Genomic DNA, 13,265 nt, shown 5'->3' with positions numbered 1-13,265 from the left:
AGTCTATGGAGCTTGGGGATGCCTTCCATGCTTATATCATCGACTGGCGACTGCCGGATATGAATGGTATTGAGGTCACCAGACAGATCCGCAGTCTTGGTGACGATACACCGATCATTATTCTGACTGCTTATGACTGGTCAGACATCGAAGTGGAAGCCAGGGCTGCAGGAGTAACTGCATTCTGTGCGAAACCTCTGTTTATGTCCGATATCAGAGATACCCTGATGACTGCCATTGGCCAGAATCAGGCTGAGCAGGAGAAGCCTGTTCTTCCGGCGGCATGCTCAGATTTCAGAGGCAGATGTATACTGCTTGTGGAAGACAATGAGCTGAACAGTGAAATTGCGGTGGAGATCCTTAATGAATATGGCTTCCTGGTGGATACTGCAGAAAATGGGGCAGAGGCAGTAGAGAAGGTCAAGAGGTCGAAACCGGGCGGTTATGATCTGGTGCTGATGGATGTGCAGATGCCGGTAATGAACGGATATGAGGCCACGAAGCAGATCCGTGCCCTTAGGGATCCGGCACTGGCAGGAATCACCATCCTTGCCATGACGGCCAATGCTTTTGACGAGGACAGAAAGAAAGCGTTGGAATGCGGTATGAATGGATTCTTATCCAAGCCAATCGTTATAGAGGAATTGATCAGTACATTACAAAATAATCTGACAGATTAGTAATAAAAACCTGCTAAGAAGTTCGGTTAACAACTTTTTAGCAGGTTTTCAAATTATTTTTAAGCGTTAAAGCGGTGAGGTTTTTCTTGTGTAAAGTGGAGCAAGGGAGTATAATAAAATCAGTTTTTTTGTATAATTTTAAATGCTCTAATATGGAAATCGGCAAAACAGATGAAAATCTGCGACGCAAAGCTACAGGGCCTGTAAAATGGCAGCCAGTTGCATGAAATGAGATGCGCTGCCTGTTTGGCAGCGTTTTTATCACCCGGGGCATTGCAGAGATGATGGAAATTACACAGCAGCAGTACACAGCAACAGGGATGAATGCACATATTGCAAAACCGATTGATATAAAAACAATACTTGCTGTTTTTGACCTGGTGTTTGGAACATCATAAAACACAAACGGATGAAGGAAATAAAAAATATGGATAAAAGTAGAAAAAAATCAGCCGTACTATTTGCATGTATATTTGTGGTCCTGGGAATGTGGATGATGTTATCGGTACACTGCCAGGCTGCTGAAACGAATAATGATGAAAAACAGCCACAGACCATCCGTGTCGGCTCATTTGAGGATACCTTTAATTATGTCGATAAAAACGGTGTCAGACGAGGTTATGGCTACGAGCTCATGCAGGCTCTGGCAGGTTATACCGGATGGAAATTTGAGCATGTGAAATGTGACTGGTCCAACTGTTTTGATAAGCTTGAAAATGGTGAGATTGATATCATGGGCGATATTTCTTACACCGATGAACGTGCACAGAAGATGCTTTTCCCGGATGAACCCATGGGTGAGGAAAAATATATCCTTTATGCTGATTTATCGGATACGGATATTGGGACGTCTGATTTCAAATCTATGGACGGGAAACGTGTAGGTGTGCTCATGGGTACTGAGCCTGAAATCATGCTGACAGAATGGGAAAATAAGAATGGCATACATACAGAACATGTAAATGTGAATAATAATGATGATGTCGAAAAGAAATTAGCGAATCATGAAATCGATTGTTTTGTATCTCTGGAGGAATCCATCTGGTCTGAACAGGGAATATCATCCGTTACCACGATTGGTAAATCCGGCATATATTTTGTAATAAATAAAGAGCGCAGCGATATCAAGACAGAGTTGGACTGGGCTATGCGTCAGCTGGATCAGGATAGTCCTTTTTTCAAGGCGGATCTGTATAAAAAGTATTTTACGCTTGATTATTGTCAAAGTCTTACAGGCGGAGAAAAGTCCTGGTTGGAAGAACATGATGGTATCCGGATCGGATTTCTGAGTAATGATGCGGCAGTATTTTCTCTGGACGAAGAGACTGGAAAACTTACCGGTATGCTGGCAGAATATTTCTCTTATGCCAAAGACTGTCTGGGAAATCAGACACTGGAATTTAATATACAGGAATATGATGATTATGATGAAATGCTTCAGGCTTTACAAGAACGAGAGATTGACATGATTTTTTATGCTGGCAGGAATCCATATTTTGCAGAAAAAAACGGATATACACTTACAAACACAGCCTGGACCTACAGCCTGATGGCGGTAACAGATGAGGAAAAATTTGATGAGAATAAGGTGTATACTGTAGCTGTGCCCAGGGAAAAATATGCCTTAAAACAGCATATTGCATTCAGTTATCCCCAATGGAAGCTTATAGATTGTGATTCGCTTGACGATGCAGCAGATATGGTCATTCATGAAAAAGCAGACTGTTTCCTCATGGGCGCAAGTCAGGCACTAATATATGATAACAGTCAAAATTTCAAGAGTATTCCACTTACAAAAACAATGGAGGCATGCTTTGCAGTTAGAAGTGGAGAGGGAACCCTCTTATCAATATTGAATAAAACCTTAAAGGCTATGCCGTCTGACATGCTTACAAGTGCACTTGCTATTTATGACAGTACAGCAGATAAGGTAACATTTTTGGATTTTGTAAAAGACAATATGCTTGCTTTTTTTGTTACGGCAGGATTTTTTGTACTCACTATCATTAGTATTATCCTCGTACTTTTACGGAAGGCAAGGAAAGCAGAAGCTGTCGCAAAGCTTGCTGCAAATGATACACAAAAGCTTAATGACAAGTTGGAAATCGCTCTGAAAAAAGCAGAAGAAGCTAATCTGGCAAAGACTCGTTTCCTTAACAATATGTCACATGACATCCGTACTCCTATGAATGCAATTCTGGGCTATGCACAGCTTATGGAGAATGAACTGAAAGGAAAGGATTTGCCTGAAACTTCAGAACATTTAAAAAAACTTCAGCAGTCAGGAAACCTCCTTCTGTCAATCATAAATAATGTACTTGATATGGCTCGGATTGAGAGCGGAAGGATGGAAATTGATGAGAACTATGGACGGATTGAGGATATCCGGCAGACTCTGTTTGAAATATTTGAGGATGAAGCAAAGAAAAAGAATCTTGCTCTTCATTACACAATAAATGTAGAACATGAAAATATACTGACAGATACTACCAAGGTAAAAGAAATATTTGTCAACATCCTGAGTAATGCCGTAAAATATACTCCAGCCGGTGGTTCTGTTATGGTAGATATAGATGAATTACCCTGCGAGGAGCCTGGGTACATGATTGTAAGGACCAGGGTGAGCGATACCGGAATTGGTATGAGCCAGGATTATCTGTCAAAAATTTTCGAAGCATTCACTCGTGAACGAAACACCACGAAGAGCAAAATCACAGGAAGCGGACTTGGAATGTCAATCGTAAAGAAATATGTTGATCTGCTCGGTGGAACAATCGATGTGGAGAGTGAGCTTGGAAAGGGCAGCACTTTTACTGTAACACTAAAACACAGGATAGCGGATGAAAGCTATTATGTAAAAAAACATGCTGAAAATCCAGAATCCTGCAGTGAAATACTTGAGGGAAGGAATATCCTTTTGGCAGAGGACAATGATCTGAATGCAGAGATTGCAGAAGCAATACTTGAGCGTGCAGGTCTTAAAACAGAACGTGTGGAGGATGGTATCCAGTGTGTAAACAGGATAATGCAAATGCCGGTTGGAACATATGATGTGATCCTCATGGATATCCAGATGCCTAAAATGGACGGTTATAAGGCAACACAGGAAATCAGAAATTTACCAGATAAGGACAAGGCGTGTATACCAATCATTGCAATGACAGCAAATGCATTTGAAGAAGATAAGCGGGATGCTATTGCAGCCGGAATGAATGGACATATAGCAAAGCCGATTCAGGTCGATAAGCTTCTGTCGATATTATCAGAAGTAATAAGGCAGCAGGAAAAATATTAATTGCATGTTATACTAATGGAGTGCCACTCTGGAAAATATGCAAAAGCAGGGATAGTGGGGAGTGAATAAAAAACATTCGAAGATTCCCTCCCCAAAAATATTTTTAAAAACTTACACAAATAACTTGACAAACCCAGCATTTCTGATGCTATTTTAATTCATTTGACACCTTTTCGCTAATTGTATGATAGATTTCCTTTGTCGCTGAATCATTTTCACCATTTACGACCAATATTTTTCCATCTATACTCATGACTACATATGAATGACAGGATGAATGGGTATACCTGAAATAATCTCCATAAACATCATTTCTAAAATTTCCCATAGCATATCTAAGATTTCCTAAACCGTTGGTTCTATAATCATTCCGGTTCTGAGATGAATTTTCTTCATATGAGATACTGTCAATCTGCGCATAGTCCACTGTATAATCGCTCCAGCCTTGTGCCTCAATGGTAAAATCTTTATCCTCGAAACGAATCTCAATACTTCCCAAAAACAACGTCCATATACCGAATATAATGGTTAAAATGGTTATGATTCCGGATACTCCAATTGTTTTTTTGTTATACTGAATTTTTAATTTTTCTCCGGTCGCTATCTTTTTCTTATAAAAGAGATAAGAATAGAGAATGCTGATGATTGCAGCTGCCATAATGCTTACGATATACAAAACAAGAGCAGCCATACTTTCCTCAAAAAGACCACAGAGCATACACAGAATACCTGATGCCATCCATAGTTTCCCACTGAATCTATGAGTTGCATTCCAGTTTTCCTCATCCTGCAATGTCCATATAACCCGGATTCCTATCGTATTATTCTGCTTTACCTTTGGCAGATAATTTCCTATAACCATGAATAGTAAGCCTGTTCCATAATACATGAATGCCATGAACAGGTTCTCCATGCCTGCTCCGGTATTTACCAATCTGGCAATGCCATTATAGAGCAATGTAATAACAGGTATCATCCATATAGTCATTCCTATAACTTTTGGACTCTGTTGTCGGCTTCTGTTATCATAAAATATGATTGCTACAAATATACAGTGCGTTACTACAAAAAATACATTTATCCATTTACCGTGTGTACTCGTAAAACCCACCAGGACTCCTGCAAGAATTACCAGTATAGAGCTAATTAATGAACCTCTATATTTTTTTATCATTTCCTTCATCGTTCGATGCTCCTTTCAAATCTGTGATCCACAACATGACATCTTCCAATACGGAAGTGTTTAATTCATAATAAATAAACTTTCCTTCTCTTTGGTTTCGGATCAAATCAGCTTCCTTCAATATTGCCAGATGTCTTGATATGGATGCTCCCGTCACTGAAAAATGTTCGCATATTTCTCCGGCTGAAAGCCGCCCATTTTTCAATAAGTTCAAAATCTCACGTCGTATTGGATCAGCCAGTGCTTTTAATGTATCCTGTATACCCAATAATTCATCACATCCCTTCATTTAACATTTAACCTAATTGTTAAACGTATTATAATGCAAGGAATATTATGTGTCAAGAACCAGTTACTTCAAAATATGGTTGACATTTATATTCTACAGATGTAGAATATAAACAACTTCTACAAAAGTAGAAAATAATAAACAGGGAGAATGCACTATGAAGACAGGAACAGTAAAGTTAATGACACTTATCACTACGGCGGTATTGGGAACTTTTTCAGCAGGAACGGTTCTGGCAGCAGAAAATAATGACTTTTATACACAGCCGCCAGCAGATTCCGACTGGGAAAAGGCAGATACGGAAGGTACTTATGCCAGCTACACGAATGGAAGTGATTATGTAAACATTTACAAATATTCACTTGATGATGTCAATATAGCAATTGCAAAATGCAATGATACGTATGAAGCCTGCTATCAGACAGTTTATTCAGAGGGGAACAGTTTATATATGACGGTGGGATATGCAAAAGATGCAGATGATATCGGTGATGTCAGAAAATTCGTAGAATATATTTCCTATCCAGGAAATCCCTCCCTTACCAGACAGGCAGATGAAGATTCAACAGAGAATTCTAATCAGGAGGATACCGATGCTTCCAATCCGGGAGGCAAGGGAGATTCGGATTCTTCCAATGCAGACGTGAATGCTTCCGCAGATAACGGTGATGGTTCAGATATTATTTCTACTTCATCACTGACATTGGTTGACAGTGATGGAAATACAATTGAGATCAATTACATTCTTCACAAAGATTATTCTTGCGAATACCGTGGAGATGATGGAATGAAATATACTGATAATGGGAATGAAACTTATACCGATGAAAATGGAAATACCTACTCAGCTCTGAATGATGACACTCATCATCTGGGACATACGTTGGAACAGCATGACCTTCAGGATGCAAACGGTAATACTGTGACGGTTACGGAAACTACAAATGGTGATTATTATTTCCAGGACGAAAATGGTACAGGATTTACGGACAACGGAGACGGGACATGGAGTGATGAAAATGGCAGCAGCTATACAGAAATAGACTGATAGTGGTCAGTAGCTGCAGGAATGGCAAGGGCATTTGCAAATTGTGCAAAAGCCCTTGCCATTTCCGTGAACCGTGGTAAAATAGAATCATTCCTACATTTGTAGAAAATATGTAACAGGGGAGGTATGAAAAAGTGAAAAAAACTTACCAGAGACTTCCGGACTCAGAGCTGGATATTATGCTCGTTCTTTGGAATAATACTCCGCCGATGACCAGACCGGAGATTGAGAAAGTGATCAATATGAAGAAAAAGCTTGCATCAACAACAATTTTGTCATTGCTGACCAGATTGGAGAACAAAAATTTCGTGGAAGTGACGAAACAGGGAAAAATGAATCTGTATACACCCATGGTTTCGCAGTCAGATTATCAGGCACATGAAAGCCAGAGTGTTCTTGAGAAACTTTATGGGAATTCACTAAAAAAGTTTGTAACTTCACTTTATCATGGAAAGAAGATCAGCTCAGAAGAAGTCCAGGATCTCAGTGAATTTCTTAAGAACCTGGAGGACAGGGAGGAATAGCTAATTATGGAGGTTTTCATTCTGCACATTCTGAAACTGAACATTATTGCAGCAATAGTAATTTTACTGGTAAAAGTGCTTGCGACTCTGTTTAAAGGACGTGTATCAGCGAGATGGAAGTACTTTATCTGGCTGTTGATTACGATAAGCCTTTGTGTTCCGGTGCGCCTTCCGGAGAATCTGGCACTGGTGGATTTCAAAGTACTTAGAAGCAGTCAACAGAATACGCAAAACCCGAAGATAACGGATTACGCAGTCAGACCAGAGGAAAGTCAGAAGATAACAGAAACCGTATCATCTGCGAGCAATGACATGAAAAATCTGACAGAAATTCCGGAACAAAAGAGAACTGTCAGGTACGAATCAGATAAATGGCTGGGAATTGTGGCTGTGATTTTTGTTGTTGTCTGGCCGAGCGTAGCGGTACTTAAACTGACAGGAGAATTGCTGGCATATTATTTTTCTATAAGGAATCTGGAACGGATGAGTCTGCAGGTAAGTGATACGGTGAGTATTCAGATGTACCGTGCAGCGTGTCAAAAGAAGCACGTACGCAGAATACCGGAGCTCAGGCAAAACGCAGGTCTTACCACACCGCTTCTTGCAGGACTTTTACATACAAAATTGTATCTACCAGCAACCGGGTATTCAGCAGAAGAAAGAAAACTTATTTTTTACCATGAACTCACACATTATTGCCATCGGGATCTCTGGTATAAGATGCTCCTTCGAATCTGTGCATCAATATACTGGTTCAACCCCTTTCTTCTTATCATGCTGAAAGAAGCGGATAAGGATATTGAGAATCTGTGTGATACAGCAGTTGTTCGCAGAGTTAATAAAAAGGAACATAAATTATATCGACAGCTGCTTCTCAGGACAGTGGCCATGGAAAATCAGATTCCATATGTGACAGCAAGTCTTAATGACAGCGAAATGGTGTTTAAAGATCGGATTCTGTATATGGTGAACATTCGGAAACTCCGCAGAGGGATTCTTCCGGGAATTCTTGTGACGCTGCTGCTTGCAGGCGGTAATCTGGTATTTAATGTCTCTGCCGGGACAGATACAGTTTCAGTAGAGACGGAGAAGTCTGGTATTGAAAAAAATGCAGATCCAGAGAAAAATAATGTACCGGATTATGCACCGTTTTCTGAAATGGTAACTATGCAGAAAGCTGCTGAAACACAGGACGAAGGAGGAGTGACAGAGAATGCAGATACAGAGGATTCTGTAGACGAAGAGGAAAAAGCAGATGCGGAAACAAACGATGAACCTGCCATGGAAAACAGCGGACAGGTAAGTGAAACGACCGATGATGGAATTACCTCTGACAACAACGAGTCTGTTTCATCTTATGAGAATCTGCCAGCAGGCGTACCATATACCAGTGGATTCACTACTGCTTCCGGTGTAGCATCAATTGTAGCACCGGGTGGAGGAGATGAAGAATCCAGAGTTCTTTACGATAACGGAGATGGGACCTATTCTGATGCTTATGGGAGCCGATACAGTTATCAGGGAGATGGAAACTGGGCAGATGCCAATGGAAATTCCTACCGTACCTGGAATGATGAAGACTATAATTTCGGAACACAGCTGGAAAAACATGAACTCAAGGGCAGCAGTGGCACCGTTAATGTAAAAGAGACTACAAACGGAGATTATTATTACTGTGATTCAGAAGGTGTAGGATACACAGATAATGGTGACGGAACCTGGACCGATGAGAACGGAAATCTTTATGAAGAGTAAATGAAAAGAAACGTTTTCCGGAAGCAAATAAAGAAATGGAAAACGTTTCTTTTTTTATAAAATGTTATATGAGATATAAAAGCTATTTGGAAATATAATTATTTGATAAGAAAGACATTTTTATTTTACAACAAACAGATATTTTTATGATAAAATATTGGAAAAAATTTTGGACTGTAACAAAAGTTGTTGCAGTGTCTAAACTACATCAAATGGATACGGAGGAAGAAATGTGCGGGATCTGTGGATTTACAGGTTACAGACAGGATCAGAAGACAGTAATTGAAAGGATGATGAAAGCCATTGCGCATAGAGGCCCGGACAGTGAGGGCTCCTTTTGCAGGGAGAAGATTACGCTGGGCTTTCGAAGACTTAGTATTATTGATTTAGAAGATGGGCAGCAGCCTATGGAAAGCGCGGATGGAAATCTGCATATTGTTTTTAATGGGGAAATTTACGATTATAAAGAACTGCGGGAAGAACTTGAGACTTTCGGCATTTCTTTTTGCACCCATTCCGATACGGAAGTTCTGGTAAATACCGTTCAGCAGTATGGGGAGAAGGCACTGGATAAACTCAGGGGAATGTTTGGGTTTGCAGTATGGAATGAAAAAGAGCAGACTTTGATGCTTGCAAGGGATTTCTTTGGAATTAAGCCTGTGTACTATGCCGAAATAGATGGGCACTTTGTATTTGCTTCTGAAATTAAGAGTATCCTTGCATTTCCAGGCTATGAAAGGAAAGTAAATCAGAAGGCACTGGAGCAGTATTTGTCATTTCAATATTCCCCTCTGGAAGAGACCTTTTTTAGAGGAATTTACAAACTGATGCCTGGACATATGCTTTTATATAAAAACGGAAGCTATGAAATAAAGACTTATTTCAAACCAAAGCTTACACCAGGTCAGTGGAACCATAAGACGAATATGGCGCAGCTGCGGAGCCAGCTTTCCGAGATTTTAAAGGATTCAGTGAAGCATCATATGTTAAGTGATGTGGAAGTCGGCGCATTTTTATCAGGTGGAGTGGATTCCGGTTATCTGGCTTCTTCCTCCGGTGCAGATCAGGCATTTACAGTGGGATTTGATGAGGGAGATCGATATAGTGAAGTAAACAAAGCTGCCAAAGTGGCAGAAAAAGCAGGTTTGAAACACCATGTGAAAATCATATCCAAGCAGGAATTCTGGGATGCTCTTCCAGATGTGATGTATCATATGGATGAACCCCTTGGAGATGCTTCTGCAGTTGCACTTTATTTTCTTTCCAAAGAGGCTGCCGGTCATGTTAAGGTAGTCCTTTCCGGGGAAGGTGCAGATGAACTTTTCGGTGGATACAATATTTATAGAGAACCGGAAGCATTAAAGAAAGTTGCCTGGATTCCATTCAGGCTTAGACGTGCTGTTAGAAAACTGGCCGCAAAGCTGCCAGATGTGAAAGGTCGGGATTTTCTTATCCGCGCGGGAATGAAAGTGGAAGAACGTTTCATTGGAAATGCGTATATCTACCGTGAAAAAGAGAAAGCGCAGATTTTGAAAAATAAAGTAACAGGACCTTCCACGCAGGAATATTTAAGACCATTTTATGAAGAGCTTGAGGCAGAAAACAGAGGCGGACTTCAAGACATGGAAAAAATGCAGTCTGTAGATCTGAACTACTGGCTTCCTGGCGATATTTTGCAGAAAGCAGATAAAATGAGTATGGCACATTCCCTGGAAGTCAGGGTACCATTTCTGGATAAAGAAGTTTTTGACTTTGCAGCAAAGCTTCCGAAAGAAGCCAAGATTGCAGCGGGTACAACCAAATATATTTTCCGCAAAGCTGTTTCAGGATTTCTTCCACAGGAAACCGATGAACGTAAGAAACTTGGTTTTCCCATTCCAATCCGTGTGTGGTTGCGGCAGGATGACTGGTATCAGATGGTAACGGATTTATTTACCTCAAAAGCGGCAGAAGAATTTTTTCGTACAGAGGAACTGCTTCAGCTTCTGAAGGACCATAAAGATAAAAAGGCAGATAACAGTCGTAAAATCTGGACAGTTTTAACATTCCTTATCTGGTACGATAGATTTTTTGCTACATGTTCGAAGGGAGAGTTGGTTACAAGGCTGCAATAATAAAACTTCAATATATTCTTTTTTATATTCATAATAATGCACTAATTAGGTGTCTGGAAGAATTTAAGAAAAATAAATTTGTACCTGCAGAGGAAGCTGAGAAACAGATCTGTTTGATGCCGCCATCTTTGCCCATCCGGAGAAGATTATTGTCAAACGTCCCCTGAAAAGTGAATGCCTGGTAGGGCGTAAGCCTTCTTATACCTTAAATGGAAAAGCGATCCGGTATGATTGTTATACGTTATAAAACTTCTTAAGAAGTAAGATACGCTTTCCCATCTGCTAGAAATCTGAAATTCATTTATTTGCAACATAAAAGCTCTATCGTATTTTGAAGCACCAAAAATCTAACTTTTGAACGGATCAAAATACGATAGAGCTTTTTATTATTAGAATCAGCGAGCTTTTTGTGGAAGCTGGCAGTTATAAGCGATTCCAAGCGGTGTTACCAAAAGGGGATGAACCGGCCGGTAAACCGGAAGACTCAGTTTCTTCTATTCACATTTTGCAGTGATTCACAGCGATAATGTATTTATTATATATGAAAAAAGGCGAAAAAACAATAATTTTGCCCGGAATATGGCTCATTGCCGGCGTAAATTAAAATGGCAAAGTAAGCTGATCCAGTAGCTTTAAACAGTCCTCCTTTGAATATACCATAGGACTTCCTGGCAGTGACTGAACGAAATCCTGAAAGATCCGGCACAATGATTCGTCTGAAATATGAATATTACAACAATATGCGCCAAATAAAAAAGCGTTTGTCGGGTAAATATTAATCTTGTTTTTCGCACTGACAGAAATAGACAGATAGTCAGGAAGTTTCAGCTGTGTCGGGCGGGTGATAAGGCCACAAATATTATCCTTTGCAATATCTGACCGCAGTTGCCTGAGCATGGCAAGAATATCTTCGTGATCAAGAGGAGGTACAAACTGAGGCGGTAAATCTACAATAACATTGCTGTTGAAAAGATCCAGCAGCCCTTTTTCTGTGAATATAGAGTAGTACCGCATAGAATTTTGCCTGAGTACAGAAAAATGCCTTTCCACCAATGCAAGCATATCCTGATACGGAACATTACTGCTTCGCATATATTTTTGAATAATTTCCGGAGTATAATAACGTGCTGTACATGGCTGCGCCATCATAACCTGTATTTCGTCTGGTGCGGTCGTAGTAATATATTCCTGCAAAATATCCAGAATACTGGTATTACATTGAGTTAACGGATCACAACATTGTATGAGCCTCTGATAATAATTGTTGTAATGTTCTATTAGTTCCGGCATTCCCTGAAGCAGGGCACAGGAAAGATCTTCCGAAAACTGAAGCAGATAATTTGGGGTAATAATGTAATAGCTCATAGGTGACAACGTAACTGCATCAGAAGTATTATGAAAATAGTAAGGCTGATATTTTCCAACAGATGCCATGCACAACGGAATAACAGAACCAAGCAGACGGATGTTTTCCACAGAGGCATCCTTCTGGGTATAAAAACACAGAATCTGGTCAACATAAAATTCCCGTCCGGACAGCCACAACTCCATTAATTCTGTTGTCAGATTCAGCTTTGACGGAAGAAGAAAGTGGAATTTTGCCTTTTCCTGCTCTGATTCAGAGATTAAAAGTGAACGAATCACACTGTGCACGGCATATTCGCCACGAATCAGGCTGTTTACCGACGGAAGCTTCGAAGCTACAGGTGGCGCTATTTTGTGAAATTCAACAGAAGACAGATGATTCAACAGTTCGCAGACAGCCTGGCGGTTCCGGTAAGTTTCTTCTCCCTGAAGAAGTATGTAATAAAGCCGTAGAAATTCCTGGCGCTCGTCCAGAGAAAGGTTGAAATGCCGTGCAAGATTCTGCACAACCTTGTAAGGAAGAACACGTTCATCTGACAGAGCCTTGTGAATTGAAGTACGCTCAGCTCCAATGCTTCTGGAAATAGCGGAAATAGATTCGCCGCTTCCATCTATCAGATTCCTGAGATATTCACTGAATTTGGACATAGTAATCTCCTCCTGGAGCGTGTAGATTGTAAAAATGATTTAAGAACACGCTCTGACATTGTATGAATATATTTTACCATAAAAAAGAAAATGAGATGTGACAAATCAATAATAGAATCACGCACAGAATTCGTCACAGATTGATAAGCAGCAAAAATTTCTGTAAAATTAAATATATTAGATTATGCAACCATCTGTTATTTTTTAAACAGATAGACATCAAGGAGGGGTTCACATGAAAAAGAGATTATTGGCATTGTTATTATCTACAGGCCTGATAGCAACAACATCCGCAGGTGTCCTGGCAGCTGATTTTTCAACAGTACCGGAAATGACTGGTGATACTGAAAATGCAGCTGTATTC

At 40.1% G+C, this 13,265-nt stretch carries 10 protein-coding genes and 1 riboswitch; of the genes, 7 read left to right on the top strand and 3 right to left on the bottom strand.

All coding sequences use genetic code 11. From position 1 onward, the window contains the following. Positions 1–680, top strand: a 680-nt coding sequence (locus tag AB5642_RS01110) for a response regulator (RefSeq protein WP_368371413.1), incomplete at its 5' end; no start/stop codon positions are given. A gap of 151 nt (positions 681–831) precedes the next feature. Then, a riboswitch (cyclic di-GMP riboswitch) is annotated at positions 832–907 on the top strand. 200 nt (positions 908–1,107) lie between these two features. Continuing rightward, positions 1,108–3,975 (top strand): transporter substrate-binding domain-containing protein, encoded by a 2,868-nt coding sequence (locus tag AB5642_RS01105; protein WP_368371412.1) that lies wholly within the window; start codon positions 1,108–1,110, stop codon positions 3,973–3,975. Between the two features lie 148 nt (positions 3,976–4,123). Here the strand turns inward: AB5642_RS01105 and AB5642_RS01100 are convergent, their stop codons facing one another. Next, positions 4,124–5,158, bottom strand: coding sequence for an SdpI family protein (locus AB5642_RS01100; protein WP_368371411.1), 1,035 nt, complete (start codon positions 5,156–5,158; stop codon positions 4,124–4,126). Then, a complete protein-coding gene (locus tag AB5642_RS01095) occupies positions 5,133–5,426 on the bottom strand; it encodes an autorepressor SdpR family transcription factor (protein ID WP_173717826.1) in 294 nt (97 codons plus the stop codon). The genes AB5642_RS01100 and AB5642_RS01095 overlap by 26 nt, the downstream gene beginning before the upstream one ends. Before the next feature lie 178 nt (positions 5,427–5,604). Here AB5642_RS01095 and AB5642_RS01090 point away from each other — a divergent pair, with 178 nt between their 5' ends. From AB5642_RS01090 to AB5642_RS01070, 5 genes are all read left to right on the top strand, one after another. Next, complete coding sequence (locus tag AB5642_RS01090) at positions 5,605–6,495, top strand: hypothetical protein (RefSeq protein ID WP_173717805.1); 891 nt, start codon at positions 5,605–5,607, stop codon at positions 6,493–6,495. A 134-nt stretch (positions 6,496–6,629) separates the two neighbouring features. Continuing rightward, complete coding sequence (locus tag AB5642_RS01085) at positions 6,630–7,019, top strand: BlaI/MecI/CopY family transcriptional regulator (RefSeq protein WP_148463261.1); 390 nt, start codon at positions 6,630–6,632, stop codon at positions 7,017–7,019. A gap of 6 nt (positions 7,020–7,025) precedes the next feature. After that, positions 7,026–8,774, top strand: coding sequence for a M56 family metallopeptidase (locus tag AB5642_RS01080; protein WP_173717379.1), 1,749 nt, complete (start codon positions 7,026–7,028; stop codon positions 8,772–8,774). 230 nt (positions 8,775–9,004) lie between these two features. Continuing rightward, complete coding sequence (gene asnB / locus AB5642_RS01075; RefSeq protein WP_195391647.1) at positions 9,005–10,888, top strand: asparagine synthase (glutamine-hydrolyzing); 1,884 nt, start codon at positions 9,005–9,007, stop codon at positions 10,886–10,888. A 109-nt stretch (positions 10,889–10,997) separates the two neighbouring features. Continuing rightward, on the top strand, positions 10,998–11,135 hold the full coding sequence (locus AB5642_RS01070) for a class I SAM-dependent methyltransferase (RefSeq protein WP_334285831.1): 138 nt from the start codon (positions 10,998–11,000) through the stop codon (positions 11,133–11,135). 353 nt (positions 11,136–11,488) lie between these two features. Here the strand turns inward: AB5642_RS01070 and AB5642_RS01065 are convergent, their stop codons facing one another. Beyond that, positions 11,489–12,901, bottom strand: coding sequence for a hypothetical protein (locus AB5642_RS01065; protein WP_173717807.1), 1,413 nt, complete (start codon positions 12,899–12,901; stop codon positions 11,489–11,491). Positions 12,902–13,265 lie beyond the last annotated feature (364 nt).

This window comes from Ruminococcus sp. 1001136sp1_2201st1_G3_2201SCRN_220225, assembly GCF_040924365.1.
GTDB lineage: Bacteria > Bacillota > Clostridia > Lachnospirales > Lachnospiraceae > Blautia_A > Blautia_A faecis.
Note: the sequence above shows the minus strand (reverse complement) of the source record. Positions and strands in the feature narration are given on the sequence as shown.